The 20,016-nt window shown below is 47.1% G+C and carries 20 protein-coding genes; 10 read left to right on the plus strand and 10 right to left on the minus strand.

Annotation, left to right across the window (positions count from 1 at the left end):
* Nucleotides 1-14 precede the first annotated feature (14 nt).
* The 8 genes from DFP98_RS00745 to DFP98_RS00780 form a co-directional block, all read right to left on the minus strand.
* Complete coding sequence (locus DFP98_RS00745) at nt 15-758, minus strand: ABC transporter ATP-binding protein (protein WP_116058641.1); 744 nt, start codon at nt 756-758, stop codon at nt 15-17.
* Nucleotides 745-1,566, minus strand: coding sequence for a staphylopine uptake ABC transporter ATP-binding protein CntD (gene cntD, locus DFP98_RS00750; protein ID WP_116058642.1), 822 nt, complete (start codon nt 1,564-1,566; stop codon nt 745-747). The genes DFP98_RS00745 and cntD overlap by 14 nt, the downstream gene beginning before the upstream one ends.
* 4 nt (nt 1,567-1,570) lie before the next feature.
* Nucleotides 1,571-2,461 (minus strand): staphylopine uptake ABC transporter permease subunit CntC, encoded by an 891-nt coding sequence (gene cntC / locus DFP98_RS00755; RefSeq protein ID WP_116058643.1) that lies wholly within the window; start codon nt 2,459-2,461, stop codon nt 1,571-1,573.
* Between the two features lies 1 nt (nt 2,462).
* Nucleotides 2,463-3,395 carry a nickel/cobalt ABC transporter permease gene (gene opp1B / locus DFP98_RS00760; RefSeq protein ID WP_116058644.1) on the minus strand — a complete coding sequence of 311 codons (933 nt, stop codon included), beginning with the start codon at nt 3,393-3,395 and terminating at the stop codon, nt 2,463-2,465.
* 45 nt (nt 3,396-3,440) lie between these two features.
* A complete protein-coding gene (gene cntA / locus DFP98_RS00765; RefSeq protein WP_116058645.1) occupies nt 3,441-5,048 on the minus strand; it encodes a staphylopine-dependent metal ABC transporter substrate-binding lipoprotein in 1,608 nt (535 codons plus the stop codon).
* A gap of 639 nt (nt 5,049-5,687) precedes the next feature.
* On the minus strand, nt 5,688-6,836 hold the full coding sequence (locus DFP98_RS00770; protein ID WP_116058646.1) for a Ger(x)C family spore germination protein: 1,149 nt from the start codon (nt 6,834-6,836) through the stop codon (nt 5,688-5,690).
* Nucleotides 6,833-8,314: a spore germination protein gene (locus DFP98_RS00775; protein WP_116058647.1), complete on the minus strand. Its 1,482-nt coding sequence runs from the start codon at nt 8,312-8,314 to the stop codon at nt 6,833-6,835. The genes DFP98_RS00770 and DFP98_RS00775 overlap by 4 nt, the downstream gene beginning before the upstream one ends.
* The gene (locus DFP98_RS00780; protein WP_181917409.1) at nt 8,286-9,395 is read right to left on the minus strand and encodes a GerAB/ArcD/ProY family transporter; all 1,110 of its coding nucleotides are present in this window, start codon (nt 9,393-9,395) and stop codon (nt 8,286-8,288) included. Before DFP98_RS00780 ends, DFP98_RS00775 begins: the two co-directional genes overlap by 29 nt.
* Nucleotides 9,396-9,547: 152 nt before the next feature.
* Between DFP98_RS00780 and DFP98_RS00785 the strand changes: the two genes are divergently transcribed.
* The 9 genes from DFP98_RS00785 to thpD all read left to right on the plus strand — a co-directional run bounded on the left by DFP98_RS00785 (nt 9,548) and on the right by thpD (nt 17,046).
* Entirely contained in the window at nt 9,548-10,180 is a 633-nt protein-coding gene (locus tag DFP98_RS00785; protein ID WP_116058649.1) for a GntR family transcriptional regulator, read from the plus strand.
* A 642-nt stretch (nt 10,181-10,822) separates the two neighbouring features.
* Nucleotides 10,823-11,728, plus strand: a complete 906-nt coding sequence (gene ehuB, locus DFP98_RS00790) for an ectoine/hydroxyectoine ABC transporter substrate-binding protein EhuB (RefSeq protein ID WP_116058650.1) — start codon at nt 10,823-10,825, stop codon at nt 11,726-11,728.
* A complete protein-coding gene (gene ehuC, locus DFP98_RS00795) occupies nt 11,728-12,384 on the plus strand; it encodes an ectoine/hydroxyectoine ABC transporter permease subunit EhuC (protein WP_116058651.1) in 657 nt (218 codons plus the stop codon). Before ehuB ends, ehuC begins: the two co-directional genes overlap by 1 nt.
* Nucleotides 12,385-12,387: 3 nt before the next feature.
* A complete protein-coding gene (gene ehuD / locus DFP98_RS00800) occupies nt 12,388-13,062 on the plus strand; it encodes an ectoine/hydroxyectoine ABC transporter permease subunit EhuD (RefSeq protein ID WP_116058652.1) in 675 nt (224 codons plus the stop codon).
* Nucleotides 13,059-13,907: an ectoine/hydroxyectoine ABC transporter ATP-binding protein EhuA gene (gene ehuA, locus DFP98_RS00805; RefSeq protein WP_116058653.1), complete on the plus strand. Its 849-nt coding sequence runs from the start codon at nt 13,059-13,061 to the stop codon at nt 13,905-13,907. Before ehuD ends, ehuA begins: the two co-directional genes overlap by 4 nt.
* Nucleotides 13,904-14,458 carry a diaminobutyrate acetyltransferase gene (gene ectA, locus DFP98_RS00810; protein WP_116058654.1) on the plus strand — a complete coding sequence of 185 codons (555 nt, stop codon included), beginning with the start codon at nt 13,904-13,906 and terminating at the stop codon, nt 14,456-14,458. The genes ehuA and ectA overlap by 4 nt, the downstream gene beginning before the upstream one ends.
* Complete coding sequence (ectB, locus tag DFP98_RS00815) at nt 14,442-15,740, plus strand: diaminobutyrate--2-oxoglutarate transaminase (protein WP_116058655.1); 1,299 nt, start codon at nt 14,442-14,444, stop codon at nt 15,738-15,740. The genes ectA and ectB overlap by 17 nt, the downstream gene beginning before the upstream one ends.
* A gap of 19 nt (nt 15,741-15,759) precedes the next feature.
* Entirely contained in the window at nt 15,760-16,146 is a 387-nt protein-coding gene (locus DFP98_RS00820; RefSeq protein ID WP_116058656.1) for an ectoine synthase, read from the plus strand.
* Between the two features lie 27 nt (nt 16,147-16,173).
* Nucleotides 16,174-17,046, plus strand: coding sequence for an ectoine hydroxylase (thpD, locus tag DFP98_RS00825; RefSeq protein WP_116058657.1), 873 nt, complete (start codon nt 16,174-16,176; stop codon nt 17,044-17,046).
* A 568-nt stretch (nt 17,047-17,614) separates the two neighbouring features.
* Here the strand turns inward: thpD and DFP98_RS00830 are convergent.
* Nucleotides 17,615-18,850 (minus strand): NADH:flavin oxidoreductase/NADH oxidase family protein, encoded by a 1,236-nt coding sequence (locus DFP98_RS00830; protein ID WP_116058658.1) that lies wholly within the window; start codon nt 18,848-18,850, stop codon nt 17,615-17,617.
* A gap of 5 nt (nt 18,851-18,855) precedes the next feature.
* Nucleotides 18,856-19,218, minus strand: a complete 363-nt coding sequence (locus DFP98_RS00835; protein WP_116058659.1) for an ArsR/SmtB family transcription factor — start codon at nt 19,216-19,218, stop codon at nt 18,856-18,858.
* A 371-nt stretch (nt 19,219-19,589) separates the two neighbouring features.
* Here DFP98_RS00835 and DFP98_RS00840 point away from each other — a divergent pair, with 371 nt between their 5' ends.
* Nucleotides 19,590-19,856 carry a transposase gene (locus DFP98_RS00840; protein WP_116058660.1) on the plus strand — a complete coding sequence of 89 codons (267 nt, stop codon included), beginning with the start codon at nt 19,590-19,592 and terminating at the stop codon, nt 19,854-19,856.
* The last annotated feature ends 160 nt before the right edge of the window (nt 19,857-20,016 follow it).

Raw genomic sequence — 20,016 nt, forward strand, 5'->3', positions numbered from 1 at the left:
TTGCTCCTTCCTTTCTAGGCAATGATCATTTGCAGCAATTTTCTGGCATACGGTGACTGAACCTCTTTCAAGTGCTCCGTACGAACGATTTCCTCAATTTGGCCGCTTCTCATAATGAGCACCCTGTCACATAGATAGGCTGCCGCCTGAATATCGTGCGTGATGAAGATATATCCCATGTTGTACATCGTTTTCAGTTCTTTCAGCAGATCAAGAATCTGAATTTGAACGGATCCGTCCAAGGAACTGATCGCTTCATCCAGCAGCAGGCAACGCGGTTCCGTCGAAACGGCTCTTGCAATACAAACCCGCTGCGCCTCGCCTCCCGATAATTCATGCGGGAATTTTTCGCGAAAGGAGGGATCCAAGCCAACTTGAACCAATAGCCGGCCGATCTTGTCGTGATGCTCGCGCCGATTGCGGCTTTGCAGCTTCAGGGGCTCGAGCAAAGCTTGCTCCACCGTGTAAAACGGGTTAATGGAGGAGGTGTAATCCTGAAAGACAGCACTTATGTTGCCTAATCGCGTTCTGCGATCGGCTATCCGTTTGCCTTCCCACAAAATGCTTCCGGCATCCGGCTTCTCGATACCGAGCAGCAATCGTCCCAAGGTGGATTTGCCGCAGCCGCTTTCCCCGATAATGCCGAGGCACTCTCCCGGCTTCCAATCGAAGCTGATATCGGAAAGGACTTGCAATCGGTCTTTGGAAAACAACCCGCCTTTTCGATACGATTTTTCCACACGATCAATGGTGAACAAGACGATCGCCTCCCATGATCTCCTTAAAATGCCGGTTCAGCGCCTGCTTGGTTGAGACCAGGAAGCGGGTATACTCGTGTTGGGCTGCGGAGAAGATGTTCCGGGTTGTCCCGCGCTCCACGATTTCACCGTCCTTCATAACGAGCACCTCATCCGCGATGCGTTTGACAATGCCCAGATCGTGAGAAACGAAGATCATCGAGCAACCCATTCTTTTCCGTAATTGAATGAACTGTTCTACGACCTCGTATTGCGAGATCGTATCGAGCGCCGTTGTGGGTTCGTCCGCGATCACGATATCCGGCTCCAGCACGAGGGCCAGCGCAATCATTACACGCTGCAGCATACCGCCGGATAATTGATGCGGGTAGCTGTTCATAGTAACGATCGGGTCTTTCAGCATCACGCTTTCCATGGCTTTTCGCATGCGAACCGTAATTTCCTCCCGCCCCCAACCGAAGTGCCAGGCAAGCGTTTCTTTTAAGTGGGCGCCGACGGTACAAGTGGGATCGAAGGCACGCATGCCATTTTGTACAATCATACAGAGCTGCTTTCCTCTTTTTTTGCGCATCTCTTTTTCGGAAAGCTTCGTTAAGTTGACCTCGCCGAGCAGAATATCGCCGGATTGGCGGATGCCGGCTTTGTTTAATCTCATGATGGCTCTGCAGGTTAACGACTTTCCGCTTCCGCTTTCGCCCACAATGGCCAGACAGCTTCCCTGCTTGACTTGAAAAGAACTATTCGGAATCAGGACTTTACCTGTACGGCTATCCCATACCTTTAACTCGGAGACGTTAAGGACGTTCACAGAATTAGGCCACCTCTTTTCCTATAAGCTTTGCAGCGGCGGCAGCGCTTTGTTTTTGCTTTTGCCGGGAGGTCATCAGTTTAGGGTCCAGCGCGATTTGGAGGGCATCGGATAAAAAGTTGACGGCCGATACGACCAAGATGGTCGCGATGCCGGGCGCCAGCATCAGTTCCGGCTTCGAGAACATCACGGCTCTTGCTTCGTTCAACATCATGCCCCATTCTGCGGTTGGCGCTTGCACACCCAAACCAAGGAAGGAAAAACCAGAAATTTGCAAGATCATGGAGCCGAACGAACTGCTTGAAATCACCGCGATGTCGGGAAGCGCGGCGGGAACGATGTGCTTGATCATAATGTTGATGTTGCGAATTCCAAGTGTTTTGGAAAACTTGACATAATCGGCGTCGGCATATTGCATAACAGACGTCCGGATGATCCGCGCAAACCAGGCCCACTTCATCAGAACAAAAGCAATTAAAATATTTTCAAGACCTACACCCAAAATTCCGATCACGGCTAAAGTCATTACGTAACCTGGAAAAGATAGCATGACATCACAAATTCTCATCAGTACGGCATCTGTTTTTCCTTTAAAGTAACCGGCAACAAAACCGATAATCGTTCCAATGCCTACGGATATGAACAACGCAATCAGAACCCATAACACGCTGGGACGGATGCCATATAGGATTCGGGATAAAATACATCTCCCCAGATGATCGTTTCCTAACCAATAGGCAGACGATGAACCCGCAAATCGAAGCTCCATAAGAACTTCATTCGGGTCGTTCGGGGTAATGAAGGGAGCCAAAAGGCCTGCAATAAGGACCGCAGAGATGAAGAACAGACAGGTGGCCGCCAATCTGTCTCTGCAGAGCTGTCTTAGCAGTTTCATCCTAGAGATCCCTCCTTAACTTGGGATTCAACGCAGCATTCATAATATCGGAAACGGTATTAAACAATACAAAAGCAACGGCGAGCACCAAGGCGTAGGCCTGGATAATCGGAAAATCCCGGCTCAATATGGATCTTACACTGAGCGTCCCTAAACCGGGCCAGGCAAACAGGTTTTCCACGACAACGGTACTTCCGAGAATAATCGGAATCGCCATACCAAACACGGAAATGGCCACCTGCAACGAATTTCGTATCATATGGATCGTAATTTTTCGCTCTGGTAGGCCGCAAGCTCTGCCATATAACACATAGTCTTCATTCAAATTGCTTAGCATAGAGCTTCGGATCACGCGAAAGTAAATGCCGGCATAACTGACCGTGATAACGGCAACCGGTAAAATATAACTTTGATAGCCGTCCATCCCGCTTGTCGGAAGCAAGTCCAGCTTGACGGAAAAATACCAGACCATAAGCGCTGCAAGCCAGTAGGAAGGCATGGAGGTCAGGAAAAAGGCGAACCCTCGAACGGACTTGTCCATCAATTTCCCTTCTTTTAAAGCACATAGGATGCCAAGCGCAATCGAAAGGACGACAATGACTGCAATGGAAACGAGCGTCAAAGCAAGCGTGTTGAGAAATGCCGGACCCAGTAAAGACCATACTGGTTTTCCCGTCACATAGGAGTTTCCAAAATCGAGTTGCAAACAGGAAACAAGCCAATGCAGGTATCTCTGGAACAGCGGCCGATCCATTCCGAGCTCAGCTTTCGTCTCGGCAATCAAGGCTTCAGTGATGTTCGGCACGCCTTGCGCATGCAATACGACTTCGGCTGGATCGAGAGGAGACAGATTGCTTAAAATGAACGCGATAAACGAAATGATGACGAGCAGCGGAATGGAGATCAATAATCGGTTAAGGGCATAACGGCCCATCGCGCTCTTCCTTTCTAATAAAGAAAAGGGGGGAGCCCCTTTTCTTTATTCAAAATACATTTGTTCAAACGGCAGCTCGTATTGCGTTTGCTTAAATGAAATGCCTTGTAAATTTTTGGGCGCCACGATAGTGACGTTGCCGTTGGTAAGTGGGATAAATACAGCTTCGTCATGGACGATTTTTTGAATATCCGAATATAACGACTCTCGTGTTGTTTCATCGGTAGACACAACTACAGCGTCAATTTTTTCGTACAGCTCGGCTGCGTTCGCGATACCTTTAGTCGTGTAGTAGTAGGGCGACTCGGCAGTGAAGGCGGCTATGGTGCTTTGCGGATCATAGGCCAGCCCCCAGGTTTGGTTGAACAGCAGGTCGTAGTCTCCTGACGTCCTTCTGTTGGCTATGGATGAAGATTCTTCACCGATCAGTTCCAGTCCGATTCCGACTTTTTTGGCTGAGCTTTGAATGAATTCGGCCTGCGTTTTTTGCGAAGATGAATTTGCGTCGTAGTATAGCTTCATGTTTAATTTGCCGCCTGCTTTTGTTCGAATATCGCCGCCGTTTTCTAAAGTCCAGTCCGCCTTTTCCAGCATCTGTTTTGCCATCTCCGAGTCATAGTCCCGTTTAATTAAATTCACGTTGGCATAGTTGACGTTAGCGGAGAAGAGGGTGTCGGCGGGCGTCTCCGTTCCATTTAAGATTTGCTTGCTGATCGTCTCCCGATCGATCGCGTACCAAAGCGCTTCTCGTACAGCCGTTTCCTTCACGGGACTGTCCGCGTTGCTGCTATTGGCTGCGATGATCTTCGTATTCATCGGCTCGCTTCTTACAATTTGATAATTGCCATTGTCTACTAATTGATTCATCGCCTGCACATCGATGCTGTCGGCGCCGCGATCATCCGTAAAGATGAAATTGACTTCTCCCTTTTGCAGCGCCAAAAACGTCGTTTCGCCGGCGGGGAGCACTTTTGCCGTTATCTTTTTCACCTTGGGAGCGCCGCCCCAATAACTTTCATTCGATTCGAAGACGGCATATTGATCGGTTTTATGCTCTCCCAACTTATAGGGACCGGTGCCGTGATATCCATTAACGCCGTCTTTAGTCTCGCCGTTAATAAAATCCTTGGGGGAGATAAATGCATAAGGTCTGGTCATTGCCAATTCCGTCAGTGTTGGATAATACGTTCCAGAGAGGACAAGTTGAACGGTATAATCATCTACTACGTCCACACTGACGATTTTGGTAGAAAGCTTAATCCAGGCATGCTTACTAGGATTGCTTTGGACCGCATCGATGTTCTTTTTCACCGCATCCGCGTTAAACGGAGTACCGTCATGAAATGCCACGCCTTTTCTCAGGTGAAAGGTATAGGTTTTTCCGTCCGCGGAGATGTCCCACGATTCGGCGAGCGACGGCTTGATGCCGTCTTTTGTGTTTTCGACCAATGACTCGTATACAATCCCCTGCGCCGGTATGGACCCCGCATATAAATGCGGATTCATATCATTGATATCCTTCGATGTTGCATAAACCAATTCCGTATTCTTGCCCGACTCCCCCGCGCTTTCCGCTTTGTCTTCGCCGCATCCTGCGAGCAGTAAAGCGCCAACAAGCAGTGTAGATAACAAAAGCAATAACCTTTTTTTCATTTTGGACCCTCCAGCAAACTTGGCTTTAATCGTAATTATTACTATTAAATTTTATCCAAGTCGTAGATATAAGTCAACAAACGATTGTGACTTCCATTGTTTCTTGATTAATACGAAGCAATCATTATCGACGGCATGCTCCGCCTGGCTCAATTAGCTATAAAGGAAGTGGTGTCATTAGAGGGGATGGAAATCGCAACAATATTCAGCATTTTTTGACGAAGAAACAGGTGATAACTCGAGAGAGAGGATCGGACTGTCAAGAAAGTCTCGCAGTCTATTTTTATATTCTATTAATTTAATGCGACACCACGTTAATATAATGTTGATATACAAGGTGGTGCGAATGAAAGCAGTTTTCAATATTGGGAACGACCTCATCTTACGGAACAATTGTCTAATTGACACGACCTGATATGGCTGTCAGTAGTAATTCCTCTATATACCTCAATACGTAAGTTTTATCACATCGCATGCATCGGACAACTGCTGAACTCATGAAATGATCGGAGCGGATAACTAATGTAAGTGTAAAACATCTATCAACTCTGCTATTCCTGTTTTCTTTATTAATCGTTATCATATCCGCTTCAGATTTATGTTATATACGATCGTTCTTTAGCCATCCCTGTGATCTAGTTATCGGGCAAACTTACTCTTCTCAGTTCCCGAATGCACGATGTTGAGTCGAAGGTCGATTTGGTCGATTGCCTTGGTCGAAATAAGCTCTTTCTCATTCCATTTTCCGGACTTCCAGAAGCGATAATGGTTGCGAAACAAATCGTGTTCGAGGTTGAACACATCCGTTTTACGGGCTTGACCATTGTGAATGAGCTGCCGGATTTCTCGTTCGATCGCTTTTTTCGTCTCATTGGCCAATTCGTCCAAGCTCGTATAATTCCCGCCTGCCCAATTTACGACATAGCCTTTGGCCTTCATCGAGAGCCGGAAGCGGGGATTCTCTCCCTCTTGAATTAGGTGGTATTTTGTCTTGGGATAATCGAATACGACTTGAACTTCCGGGTCCGTCCGGTCAGGAACTGGAATGGCGGCACGTACTGTACCGCTCCTTACCCATCGCAAGCCGGCCAACTCCTTGAGGGACATATAACTCTGATAGCGATCCCGCTTCATGAAGACCGCGCCTTCGACCATTAGCTTGGGATCCGGTTTCATATCCGCTTTCCATTGCTTGGTATTCACCGCGAGCGATGGAATGCACACGGTATACCCGGGCTCGTAAATGTTGCTCATCAAACGATGAAGCTTGATCGGTTTAATGAACGAGGTTTGGGTGTAGGCTTCCGTCGGCTCCTGCAAAATCGTGCTAAGCGTCGGTTGTTCGAAAAATCCGCCAGTGGTCAGAATCTCATCGACCCGGCCTCTCGTCGCGTAAACCCAGGGCGTTAACCTGAACTCGTAGTATCTGCTGATGCTGTCGTAAATGCTGTCAATCCCGCGCTTTAAAGCTTCCTCGCTAATGACGATCGCCGTAACGTGGCCCCAGAACACTCTTTCCTGAGCGGTGCGGTAGATATCGAACAGCGCCTCCTCGAACGAGGAGGCAATACCTTCTCCAACCCAGGTTTTCTTACCCTTCGGTTTGCCATCCGTCGACTTGCCGATTGATTGGAGATTAATAAACTGTACGTAGCCATGATATTGACCATCGAAATAATCGATACCCAAAGCAGTGGCATAGTTTAGCTTTTCAATATTTCTGGCATCAGCGGAGCATCCCGACAGGAGCAGCGTCAGAACGAGGATCGAACGGTAGAGGCGTTTCATGACCCTCCTCCTTTCCTGCGGTTCACCACCTGAGCGGAGTTCCGCCTTCTCCTGAACGGATTAACGAATAAGGCGGACAACCAATCTCTTACCTTTAATGATACAATTGGCTCAAGGTAGTCAATTCCGAAGGAACTCAAGCGGCATAAATAGATAAGAATCGCCAACAATGCGAGCATAAAACCGTAGATGCCTAGCGCTGCGGAGGCGAGCATCATAAAGAACCTAAGCAAGCTGACTGAGCCGGACAAAGACTGATTGACCAAAGTGAACGTCGCCACCGCCGAAATCGCGATGACGACCAGTAGAGTCGGAGATGCGAGGCCGGCGCGAATAAGAGCATCCCCGATTATGATACCTCCGACGATTCCGATCGTCTGTCCGACGGCTTTGGGCAGGCGAATTCCCGCCTCCCGGAGCAACTCGAACAGAAACAGCAGCAGTATGGATTCAAGAATCGTCGGCATCGGCACGCCCCCGCGGGAAACGACGACCGTCGCGAGCAGGTTAAAGGGAAGTTGGTCCAAGTTCACGGTCGCCAGTGCCAGCCAAAATCCGGGCAGCATAATGCTGATCGACAACCCAATGATGCGAAGCAACCGTTGGAGAATCACGTAATAATACGGAAAATGAATGTCCTCAGGCGTCTTGAGCAACTCCAGAAAGTTTGCCGGCCCGATCAGCACCATGGGGGAGCCGTCTACCACGATCGCAAATCTTCCCCGGAGCAGTGTCTCTACGATGAAGTCCGGCCGTCCGATATAATCAATCAATGGAAAAACGGAGAAGGTCCTGTCCGATAACCACTGCTCCAATTGTCCGCTGCTAACGACACTTTCCGTTTCAATCGTACTAAGACGTTCCCTCGCTTGCTCGATGATGTCTGGGTTGGCCTTATGCTGGAAATAGAGCAGAGCGACACGCGTCTTACTCAGGCTCCCGACGACAAATATTTCGGAATAGAGCAGACTGGTCTGCAATCTCTTTCGGATTAACGAGATATTTGTGTAGAGGTTTTCGGTGAAGGCGTCCTTTGGCCCTTTGATCGAGATTTCCGTATTGGATTCCTCCACAGGGCGCTGGGGAATGTCACAGATTTGCACGACCCAGAAGTCGGTGGCCCCATAGCTGTATAGTATTAAATTACCGGAAAACAGTTCGTTCATCATTTCTTCAGAAGAGGTTTTCACCGCGATCATCGGAATGCGAACCGACGGATCCGGTATATTGTCCGATTTCTGTTCTATAGACACCCGATAGCGGCATAACGCATTGAAGTAAAGATTCAATTGGGTTCGATCCGCCATGCCTTCGCAATAAAAAGCGATCAGCTTGTCCGCCAGTTCGGGCTGCGGAATAGGAGGGAAGACGACATCCGCATAAACGAATAAAAATTTTCTCAGTAAATCTTCATCCCATTTTCCTTCCGATAACTTGCGATCCAGCGCTTTATACGGAGTTTCGCCGGTTGTTTTCATTGCGTCTCACCTTTCCTCTCGCAGGCAAACGGGACACGATGAACAGGATTAAGATTACAGCGATTCCGAAGATGAACGAAGACATATAGAAATGATCATGAATTGTTCGTTGCACCCAGAGATCACTGAAATTCAACAACGAAGGTAAAGCCATGACCAAAGCTGCCACGATCATCGCAACTTGTTTCCACACGGGGCCGCGAATTCCGATTAGCTCGGAAATCAAGTAGAGCTGTAGCGCTGTTCTCGTGATACTGCCCGACATCATCTGAAACACAGCCAGAAAATCAACATGGGAAATATACTCTCCAAGCGAAACGAGTCTCCATTGCTCAAAAGCAGGGAAACGAAGGGTTCCAGCGATGTTCGGGCCGAATGCCGTCAAGGAGCCAACGCAAGGGCCGAAAGTCAGTGCGACCAGCAAGGTCATTGCAAGCAAGATCGTCCCATAATTCAACGGCTTTTTCAATTGATGCTGCATGACGACTAGGAGGAGCAATTCGATGCTGCCGCCGAATACAATGATCGCTCCGCGGAGATCCGCCGAAATCCCCTCTGAGAAAAACGGCTTCAAAATGCTGTAGTCCTTGCTGTCCATCGTCGAGAAGGAGACGAAGTGGCCCAATACCGACACGAAAGGCAGCAACAGAATCGACAAATAAACGATCGTTTTTAGTCCGAATCTTGCGGCGAAATAGGACAATGTCACGAAGCTGAGCACGATAATCGGGTTGGGGGTTTTAGGCAAGAAATAGATTTTCGTATTCAGGCTCATGTCGTACACGATCAATGTACCCAGAACCAGGAAGTATAAAGCCAGCCCCCAGTGTATTGCCGCACTTGCCGCTTTCCCGATCTTCTCGTTCAGCCACTGAGTTAAAGGAACCGTGCCCATCGATCTTAGGATGAGAAAGAGAACAAAGGTCCAAACGATCAGCGCCGGATACGCCATCAGGATGCTGATCCAGGCATCTCTTCCTGCATCTTTAATGAGATGGGGGATAATGAACACATGATTCGAGATGCTCAAGCACAAAAGAAGCATAAACATCAGTTGGGGTCTTGAAAACTGTGTTTTCAAAAGCATGCCTCCCGTTGCTAAAATGGATCGTTCGAGCAAATAGTATGTCCCGGTACCTTCCAAATATTCTCTGTGACCGGGTTTACTTCGAATATCGAAAGTTTTATTATTATGATTATTCTTGTGATTTTAAGCGATAGGGGTTTGATCTGATGATACCGGATCATGAAAAATCAGGATACAAATCGATTGCCCTTGATGTTGCCCAACGAATCGTTAGTGGGGATTTTCCGCTGAGCAGTAAAATTTCCGGTCGCTCGATTCTCGCAGGGCAATACCACGTCTCACCGGAAACAATACGCAAAGCTATAGGATTATTAAAGGAAGAAGGTATCGTTGCCGTTTCTCAAGGAAAAGAAGTCCGTGTTATTTCTAATGATCGCGCATTCGAATACATTACGAAAAACGATTATTTCAAGTCCGTTTATTCATTGAAACAAGACCTGCAGATATTGCTTGAAGAGAAAAGAAAAATTGACCGGAAATTCGATTCGCTATTGAGCGAGATTATTGAAGCATCTGATCGATTACAAAATCTAAAGCCTTATCACCCTGTCGAATTGAAAATTCAAGCGCATTCGCATGTCGTTGGACAAACCATCGGGAATCTTCAATTTTGGCAAAATACAGGCGCAACCATCATAGCTCTGCGTAGGGGAACGAATGTGGCCATTTCGCCTGGACCGCATGTCATCCTCGGAGTAGATGATGTATTGGTTGTGGTTGGAAATGGGGATTTTTTGAATAAAACCAATCGATACTTAAACAAAGATCGAGATATCTAAAACCAAATAAATAAACCGGTAATGGGGGAAATCCTTTACCGGTTTATTTATTTGGTTTTATCTAATATTTCACACATAAATATACATACAACTTAATCAAATACTATAGGTTGTCAGTTGGACGGTTATTTGTTATAGTCTTATGTAATCTATCGATACTCGGTACAAAAAAGGGGGAGCGGGGACCGATTAGGGTTTATTGGATTACATAAGATGACGTCCTTGAATTGTGTTTTAAGGATATAATCCAATTTGATTACGACACAGCCAGTCCGTATTGTTGCGGACCACATTTAATCCCATTAAATTAGCGAGCCTTATAGGGTCGCTATTTCGGTTTTTCCCCATATTCATCGAAAAACATCAATATTCCTTCATATTCGATCAGGAACAAAAAAAATTAAGCGTTTATTTCTGAATTACTTAAATTTGCTTAATAGGAAGAGATATTTCTAGGTTTTGAATTGCGTATTATTCGGGAGGATATGGGAGGATAAAGCTGGATGTTGCCGCTCAGTCCTTCTCATCCATGGTGAGCGGAGCTCTGCCTTCGATACGGCCTTATATCAAGGGTGAGCGCGAAAGACGCTCGTGTTACCATTATTTATGCAAACTTATTTCCCAATCGAAAGGAGTACAAAAATGAAGAAGTGGGGGCACACTGGTCTTTGCTTGATGTTATTCAGCGCATTAGTAGGATGCGCTAACGGAGGAAACGACTCAAACGAAGTAAGCTCTCCTGGCGGCACTGCCGCAACTGCTTCGGAAACGACACTAGCCAAGGCACAACAGGAAGGATATATTTCGGTAGGTTTTGCAAATGAGCGTCCCTATGCCTATGCGACGCCGGATGGGAAGCTAACCGGAGAAGCCGTTGAAATCTCGCGCAAAATCTTGTCCAATCTGGGAATCGCGGAGATGGACGGAGTATTGACGGAATTCGGTTCCTTGATTCCCGGCCTAAAGGCCAAACGGTTCGATATGATCACTGCAGGAATGTTCATCACTCCCGAAAGAGCGCAGCAGGTCGCCTTCGCGAATCCGGAATACAGCATAGGCGAAGCAATAGCAGTGAAGCAGGGAAACCCGCTAAACCTTCACAGCTATGAAGACATCAAAGCGAATTCCGAGGTCAAGGTTGCGGTCATGGTCGGCGCGATCGAAGTCGAGTACTTGAAAAAAGTTGGCGTCGCGGATTCTCAGATCCTGACCGTACCGGATCAGCCTTCTGCTATATCCGCTTTGCAGTCCGGTCGAGCAGACGTGATCACAATGACGGGACCTTCTCTTCAGGCCATGTTGGATTCCGCTAAGGACGACACGATCGAAAGGGTCATGGATTTCACGCAACCCGTCATTGACGGCAAGAACGTCCGCGGGTATGGAGCAGCCGTATTCCGGATAGGGGACGACGACTTTAGAGAAGCCTTTAACAATGAACTCCAGAAGCTTAAGGATTCCGGGGAATTGCTTCAAATCCTAAAAGAATTCGGCTTTACAGAGCAAGAATTGCCAGGAGACGTTACCGCGGAGGAGCTTGTGAAGTAATGGAATGGCTATCGCTGGACTTATTGCCACCTTTGCTTAAAGGCTTCAAAATCACGTTGCTGCTGACTTTAGTCAGCATTATCGTAGCTCTCTTCTGCGCCTTTCTTTCCGGGCTCGCTAGGATCTCAAGATTCGCCTGGTTACGCTCTCTCGCAACCGCGTACGTCGAGGTCTTCCGCGGAACGTCGCTGCTCGTTCAGCTTTTCTGGATCTATTTCGCACTCCCTATGCTGCTGAATATTCAGCTTTCCGCTCTGACAGCGGCCATTCTGGCACTCGGTCTGAACTACGGGGCATACGGTTCAGAAGTTGTGCGCAGCTCGGTTCTATCCGTTCCAAGAGGTCAGATCGAAGCGACGATAGCCTTGAATATGACCGCATATCAACGAATGAGAAGGGTGATTCTGCCACAAGCCTGGTCCATGATGCTGCCAGGATTCGGCAACTTGCAGATCGAATTGCTCAAGGGAACGTCTCTCGTCTATTTAATTACCTTAGCGGATTTGACTTACCAGGGCATGATGCTTAGATCGTATGATCTATCCCGGACAGGAGCTATTTTCGCTTGGCTATTGATTCTATACTTTATCGCCGCTTACACGTTGACATTAATCGTTCGATTCGCCGAGAAAAGAGCTGCGGCAGGGAGGGGATAACCCATGTGGGATTGGGAGTATGCGGAATATATTCTGCCGAAGCTGCTAGTGGTAATCCCTACCGCGCTCGCGGCAACTTTGGCCGGTTTCGCGTTAGCCTGTTTGCTCGGTCTGCCGATCGCCTTGGCGAGAAGGTCGCGCAGCAAGTGGATTGCATTACCCATGGCGACGATTACGGAATTTATCCGGAGCACACCTCTGCTCATTCAACTTTTCGTACTGGTCTTCGTATTTCCACAATCGTTCGGCATTACATTAACGCCATTTGCCGCTGGAGTTATCGGTTTAGGCGTTCACTACAGTACTTATCTATCGGAAGTATATCGCTCCGGAATCGAGGCCGTGCCTAAGGGTCAATGGGAAGCTAGCGTTGCATTGAATTTCGGCAAAGTTCAAACATGGACCCGAATCGTACTTCCTCAATCGATTCCGCCGACAGTCCCGGTTATGGGGAATTATTTGATCACCATGTTTAAAGAAACACCGACTTTGTCGGCCATCACCGTCGCGGAATTGCTAATGACTGCCAAAATCCTAGGTTCGGCTTCGTTCAAATACGTTGAAGCATTCACCTTGGTCGGCGTGATCTTCTTCCTCCTCAGCTATCCTTCAGCCTTGCTGGTACGTATGTTGGAGCGGCGGATGCAACGAAGCGAGAGGAGCACGACAATCAGATGAGTCTGAATATTCGAAAAAAAAGTAACGAAAAAGCGCTTGTTAGCTATCGAAAAATTACAAAATCGTTTGGGGATCGGACCGTTCTAAAGGAGCTGGATCTGGATATTTATCCTGGCGAGAAGATTGCCTTGATTGGACCGAGCGGGTCCGGCAAGACAACGATAGCCCGGCTGCTAATGACCTTGGAGAAACCGACCTCAGGTACAATTGAAGTGGGTGGAGAGATGCTGTGGCATATGCCGCACAAAGGTAAGTTCGCCCCCGCGAACGAGAAACATCTACACCGCGTACGCAGCAAGATCGGAATGGTCTTTCAGCACTTTAATCTGTTTCCCCACATGACAATTCTCCGTAACGTGACGGAAGCGTTGGTGCACGTATTGAAAATGTCGAAATCCGAAGCCGATGAACGCGCCATGCGTATGCTGGAACGGGTAGGCCTGCACGAGCACACGAAGCATTATCCGTCACAGCTGTCAGGAGGACAGAAACAGCGTGTCGCCATCGCGAGAGCTTTGGTTATGCAGCCTAGCGTTATGCTTTTTGATGAAGTCACTTCGGCGCTGGATCCTGAGTTGGTCGGAGAAGTGCTTGATGTCATTAAAGGAATCGCTTTACAAGGAGATATGGCTATGATTCTGATTACACACGAAATGGACTTCGCCCGCGATGTCGCGGATCGGGTATTGTTCACGGACGGTGGTATCATCGTCGAAGAAGGAACGCCCGAACAAATTTTTGAGAATCCAAGAAGCCCCCGGCTGCAGACGTTTCTTTCTCGATTCTTGCATGGGAACTCAGATGGTAAGATGGCGAGTCGAGTGGCTGCAGGAGAGGAACAATGACAGGGATCCATCACCGACATACGCCTCTCGTTTATCGAATTCCTAAACAAGAAGACGGTCCGCAAATCTGGCAAATGGTCAAGGATAGCCGAATCCTCGATTTAAATTCGACTTACTTTTATTTGACGATGAGTCGTTGGTTCTCAGAAAGCTGCAGAGTAGCCGTCGACGCCGAAAGTGGAAATCTGATCGGTTTTGTCATCGGCTTCCTTCAACCGGAACGTCCGGATACGCTGTTCATATGGCAGATTGCGGTGGACGCCCGTTATAGGGGAAGAAAAATCGCCAGGAAGCTGCTCGACGAGGTGGCGGAGAGGTCGGATATCCGGTTCGTGGAAACCACCATTGCCCCCTCGAATTTCGCCAGCCGTTCCCTATTTTTGAAATGGGCGCTATCCCGTGAATCGTCCGCCGTTCTTTGCTCCGGTTCCGGCTTCAGCGAGGATTCTTTTCCCGGAAACGTGCACGAACGGGAGGATTTATATCGAATCGGACCTTTAGGGGAAAGACGAGATCCAAGGAGGAGAAGCATGAATGAATCACGCGATTAGGAAAAGCAACGATTTGGGTACATTCGAGCACTACGAGTCATCCGTAAGAAGTTATTGCCGTTCATTCCCAACAAAGTTTCACCGGGCTTCCGGATACCAAATGTGGGACGTCGAAGGTAAATCCTACATCGATTTCTTCGCTGGAGCCGGGGCGCTGAATTACGGCCACAATCCTCCGGAAATGAAGAAAAAACTGATCAATTACCTGATGGAGGACGGGATCTCCCATACGCTGGATATGGCATCGGAGGCTAAAGAAGCTTTTCTTGTGCAATTCAACAAAGCAATCCTGAAACCCCGAGGGTTAAATTATAAAGTAATGTTTCCAGGTCCCACCGGGACCAATTCGGTGGAAAGCGCCTTGAAGCTGGCCAGGAAAGTGACGGGCAGGCAGACGATTATGAGTTTTACGAACGCCTTTCACGGGATGACGCTTGGCGCCCTTGCAGTTACCGGGAATAAGTTCAAGAGAAAAGGCGCCGGAGTCCCTCTGAATCATGCCGTTTCCATGCCTTACGATGGGTACATGGGAGCCAATACGGATACACTCGCCTATATTGAAAGCTATTTGAAAGATAGCGGAAGCGGCATTTCTCTTCCAGCAGCCGTCATCGTGGAGACCTTGCAGGGCGAAGGAGGCATCAACGTCGCTTCCAACGAATGGTTAACTGGTTTGTCCGAAATCTGCAAGCGCTATGGAATGTTTCTTATCGTAGATGACGTACAGATGGGTTGCGGCAGAACGGGGTCCTTCTTCAGCTTCGAACGTTGTGGCATTGTTCCAGATATCGTCTGCATGTCCAAATCCATAGGCGGTTACGGGCTCCCCATGGCAATTACGTTAATCAAGCCGGAATTGGATCAATGGAGTCCTGGGGAGCATAACGGGACCTTTCGCGGAAATAACTTAGCTTTTATTACCGCCACGGAAGCACTCTCCTATTGGGAAACCAATCAGTTCGCCGAGGATATCGCAGCCAAAGGAGCATTGCTTCGAAATGAGCTTGACGAAATCGTAGCCAAGTTTCCCGAATTGAAGGGCGAAGCAAGAGGGATCGGAATGATGCAAGGCATTGCGTTTGAACCCGGAATCGCCGAGAGAATTTCGATTGCCGCCTTTGAACGGGGGCTTATTATGGAAACCTCGGGAACGGACAGTGAAGTCATCAAAATTATGCCTCCTTTAATGATTGACAGAGACGGGTTAATGGAAGGTTTGCTCCTCCTTAAAAATAGCGTGGAGAATGTCGTCGACAACAAAAACACAGTACTCAGCCATTAACGAAAGGGAGAATCGGACCATGATTGTTAGATACTTGGAAGAGCGGATCGATACCGAATACGACGTCGCGGCTGCTACGTGGAACAGCCGCAGATTGTTGCTGGAGGAGGATGGAGTCGGATTTTCTTTGCACGATACCGTCATTAAGGCGGGGACCGAAACGTTGATCTGGTATAAGCATCACGTTGAAGCCGTCTACTGCATCGAAGGAGAAGGGGAGATCGAACTGACGGAGACCGGAGAGAAGTATCCGATTCGAGCAGGCATGATGTACGTCTTAAACGCACACGAAAGACATTATCTGAGGGGAACGACCGATATGCGGATGGTGTGCGTGTTCAATCCGCCCTGTACCGGCCGAGAGGTGCATGATGATGAGGGCGCTTATGCGCCATCCAAAGCCTAAAATACTTTTCAAGGAGCGTGATTTCATTTGTCAAATTTTCAGGATTCCTACCCGACTCGCAAACAGTCTGAGCCTTCTTGGGTTGAACGCCAAGATCCCGTCGTCTACGATTACGAAATCAAGCAAGCCGAAATCGACTTAGCCCAATTGGCTTTCTATGAAGAAAACGGTTATTTATTTCTGAACGAATTCTTCAGTGAAGGGGAAGTAGAAGAATTCAAAGCCAACACACACCGGTTGCTCGATACCTGCCGCTCTTCGACTGCCCCCGAGGTTATCCTCGAACCTGGCGGACATGAAGTCCGTTCAGTGTTCGCGGTACACGAGAATCAACCCTTTTTCAAAGAACTCGCTGTTCATCCTAGACTTAGCGCGATCATTCGGCAAATCCTCGGAGGCCCGGTCTACGTGCACCAGTCCCGTATTAATTTCAAACCGGGTTTTACGGGAAAAGAGTTTTATTGGCATTCCGACTTTGAGACCTGGCATGCGGAAGACGGGATGCCAAGAATGAGAGCATTGAGCTGCTCAATCGCCTTGGAAGACAACACCCTGTTTAACGGAGCATTAATGGTGATTCCTGGCTCACACCGCGTATTCGTCGGATGTGTAGGTCTTACTCCAGACAATCACTATAGAGATTCCCTTAGAAAACAAGAGGTAGGCGTCCCTGATCAACAGAGTTTGTCCCGGCTCGTCGAGCAAGGAGGCATTCAAATGCCGGTGGGGAAAGCAGGGTCCGTTCTGCTGTTCGATTGCAATCTCATGCACGGTTCAAGCAGCAATATTTCGCCATTTCCACGTAGCAATGCTTTTTACGTATTTAATAGCATGGATAATCGTCTTCAAAATCCATTTTCAGCAAGTAAACCTAGACCAACATTTATTGCCTCGCGATAACGCATTAAGAATAAGTGATAAATTAAGGCTGCTCCTTGAGAGCAGTCTTTGCTCGTCTCCAACGTAATCGAACTGCCTTATAATCTATCGTTCCAACTTTTAACATTAAGGTTATCCAGTAAAAATAAAGTTTTAGACTGCCTTTTGCTTAATAACCTTCGCACTATCCTGCCCCGTTAGTTCAACGGCTACGGCCAGCCTACAACTTTATTTTCTCAGTTTATCAAGATCTAACTTTAAGAAAGTGATCGAGGTGTGTAATGGGAAATATCCGTCAACATTTTGATGAGGAGTTTAACGTCAGACAGTCAAGCACATGATGGAAATTGGAAAGACACCAGCGGAAGTTTCTAAGGAGTTAGATGTTCTTGTCAGCAGTATTCGAGATTGGCGAAAAATGTATGGGAATAACATTTAGTATACTCCCCTCATCCCCTTGAACTTTTGCATTAAGTTCAATCGCAATTTCTTTCATCTTACCAATCACATCAACAAAAATGGCGTCTTTTCATCTTAACCATAAATAAAAAGCCGCATAATTAGCGGCTTCTAATGTAATATATTGTTATTAGCCTCTTCGTTTTTGAAACACGGAGAAACCATTGGCCATAGTAAACTTCAATAGAGAGAGCCATACGCTATAGTTAGGATTTGGACGTTTTCCTCTACTTATTCTTTCTAGTTGTTGTTCATACCAACCAATTTCTAGCATTATAACTTTAGAATCTATCCATTTAACTCCTGTCCGGATAGGTTTAATCTGTACCGTTTTATATCTACCTTGGAAAATTTGATTAGGAAGATCTGGTACCAATACAAATCCTTTACCTATTCCCACCATATCGATTGCTTCACTAGCAATCGCTTCTATCATTCCTTCTTCAGAACGAAACCCTCCTGTCACTACCAATGGAGTAGAGATTATTTTTCTCGCCTTATCGGCATAATCTAAAAAATATGCTTCGCGTTCTCTGGTTCGCTCACTCGCGGCATTTGATATGAACGCTGGATTTTCATAATTCCCCCCTGAAATTTCAATAAGATCAATTCCAACTTCGGAAAATACTCGAATCACTTGCATTGATTCCTCTTCTGAAAACCCGCCACGTTGAAAATCGGCAGAATTCAATTTGAGGCCAACCGGAAATGTATCACCGACTTGTTTCCGGATTTCTTTATAAATCTCTAACAAGAATTTCATGCGGTTCTCTAAGTTTCCTCCCCATGAGTCCATACGTTGATTATGATATGGAGATAGAAACTGATTAATTAGGTAACCGTGCGCAGCATGAATCTGAACACCTGTAAAACCAGCTTCTTTTGCAATCCTAGCTGCATTGCCAAATCGATATATTATTTCTTTGATTTCTACTTCACTCAGAGCACGTGGTTGATTAAAAAAACTTTTAAAATTTCCCGTAAGAGGAATTGCACTTGGTGCTACTGGTTGACTAGACAATGTCTTTGGTGATTGCTTCCCAGGATGATTAAGCTGCATCCAAAGATGTGTTCCGTTTTTTGTGCCAGCTTTCGCCCATAACTTTAGCATGTCCAGGTTAGTCAGATCATCGACAACAATATTACCTGGTTCACCTAAAGCATTTCTGTCAATCATTACATTCCCTGTCATGACAAGACCAGCTCCGCCATTAGCCCATGTTTCATATAAAGTAACAAGAGATCGCGTTGGATTATGATCTTTTGTTGCCAAGCTCTCACTCAATGCAGCCTTGAAAAAACGATTCTTAATGATCGTCCCATTGGGTAGTTGCAATGATTCCGCCAGCACAATATTATGTCTCATTATTATCACTCCTGGTTCTTATTTTGAGAAGGCCAGTAAATTGTCATAAATCCTTCTATATGATCAACTAAGCTCTTAAGTAGCCTGATCGAGCTTTGGTTTGGATCTAAATAGTAGTAATTCTTAGTTCCCACGCGATGAAAACTAACGATTTTTGCATCTTTCAAGATCTTTAGATGATGCGAAACGGATGGGCGGGATAAGTGAGTTCTCTGCATGAGTTCACCGACGCGCATGCCTTCTTCACATCCTATAGCCAGTAAAGAAATGATTATCGATTGTCTTGTCAGATCACCTACTGCAGCAAAGATATCTTGGCATTGTCGAAATTCTACAGCAAGTGTATCAAGCTCTTCTGCATTTTTCACTGACACACCTTCCTTCCAAAATTCATTCGTTCAAACGATTGAACGAATAAATCCTAACATAAAATTTGCAGAAAAAATCATTGAGAAAGAAAATCGAGTCCATTCAGAACCCATTCACGTTCATGTCTTTGTTAGATATACTACCCATTTTCAATTCCCCTTATTAAGCGCCTGCCATTTACATCAAAGAAAAAACGGCAGCCGATCGTTTGACCGGCTGCCGCTAAATCATAATTCAACTTTCGTGTCCCGTTAGGATTACTGTAGAGCGTTAATTTTGCGCTTTGCACAAAAACAAGCGCCTCCGGTACAATGGGATAGTCACGGGGTCATAGCCCTTTAGCCATTTTAAGGAGGTCGCTCTGCAACAATTGCTGGCGGAATATGATCTGGCTACGGAGCAACCGCAGCTCATCGAGGGTGAAGTGGCGGCTGTACTGGCTCGGATCCCGATGGCGAAGCCTCTGGCTGCGATGAAGAGCATGAGCATCCTGTCTGTCGCCAGTATTCTGGGTGAAGCTGCCGACCTCAGCGGCTATGCTCATGGCAACGCATTGCTGCGGCATGCCGGCCTCAACCTGGCCGGAGCGAGCTCAGGCAAGTGGAAAGGCCAGATGTCCATCAGCAAGCGTGGGTGACCAAGGCTTCGGCATGCCCTGTTTATGGCAACCATGGCCCTCATTCTGAACGATGAATCGTTTAAACGACAATACGAAGCGAACGTAAAGATAAAAAGCATGAAGTCGATGCGCTCCGTGATGAAGCTATGCGGCAAGTTGGCACGCCTTTTGGTTGCCA

It is taken from the genome of Cohnella phaseoli, assembly GCF_003386235.1.
GTDB classification, from domain to species: Bacteria; Bacillota; Bacilli; order Paenibacillales; family Paenibacillaceae; genus Cohnella; species Cohnella phaseoli.

What these genes read in the sequence shown, in the direction of transcription:
- opp1B (WP_116058644.1), bottom strand. Translation starts at nt 3,395, where the DNA reads ATGGGCCGTTATGCCCTTAACCGATTATTGATCTCCATTCCGCTGCTC.
- DFP98_RS00820 (WP_116058656.1), top strand. Translation starts at nt 15,760, where the DNA reads ATGATTGTTAGATACTTGGAAGAGCGGATCGATACCGAATACGACGTC.
- ehuA (WP_116058653.1), top strand. Translation starts at nt 13,059, where the DNA reads ATGAGTCTGAATATTCGAAAAAAAAGTAACGAAAAAGCGCTTGTTAGC.
- DFP98_RS00775 (WP_116058647.1), bottom strand. Translation starts at nt 8,314, where the DNA reads ATGAAAACAACCGGCGAAACTCCGTATAAAGCGCTGGATCGCAAGTTA.
- DFP98_RS00785 (WP_116058649.1), top strand. Translation starts at nt 9,548, where the DNA reads ATGATACCGGATCATGAAAAATCAGGATACAAATCGATTGCCCTTGAT.
- DFP98_RS00830 (WP_116058658.1), bottom strand. Translation starts at nt 18,850, where the DNA reads ATGAGACATAATATTGTGCTGGCGGAATCATTGCAACTACCCAATGGG.
- cntC (WP_116058643.1), bottom strand. Translation starts at nt 2,461, where the DNA reads ATGAAACTGCTAAGACAGCTCTGCAGAGACAGATTGGCGGCCACCTGT.
- ehuD (WP_116058652.1), top strand. Translation starts at nt 12,388, where the DNA reads ATGTGGGATTGGGAGTATGCGGAATATATTCTGCCGAAGCTGCTAGTG.
- ectA (WP_116058654.1), top strand. Translation starts at nt 13,904, where the DNA reads ATGACAGGGATCCATCACCGACATACGCCTCTCGTTTATCGAATTCCT.
- DFP98_RS00770 (WP_116058646.1), bottom strand. Translation starts at nt 6,836, where the DNA reads ATGAAACGCCTCTACCGTTCGATCCTCGTTCTGACGCTGCTCCTGTCG.
- ehuB (WP_116058650.1), top strand. Translation starts at nt 10,823, where the DNA reads ATGAAGAAGTGGGGGCACACTGGTCTTTGCTTGATGTTATTCAGCGCA.
- cntA (WP_116058645.1), bottom strand. Translation starts at nt 5,048, where the DNA reads ATGAAAAAAAGGTTATTGCTTTTGTTATCTACACTGCTTGTTGGCGCT.
- ehuC (WP_116058651.1), top strand. Translation starts at nt 11,728, where the DNA reads ATGGAATGGCTATCGCTGGACTTATTGCCACCTTTGCTTAAAGGCTTC.
- ectB (WP_116058655.1), top strand. Translation starts at nt 14,442, where the DNA reads ATGAATCACGCGATTAGGAAAAGCAACGATTTGGGTACATTCGAGCAC.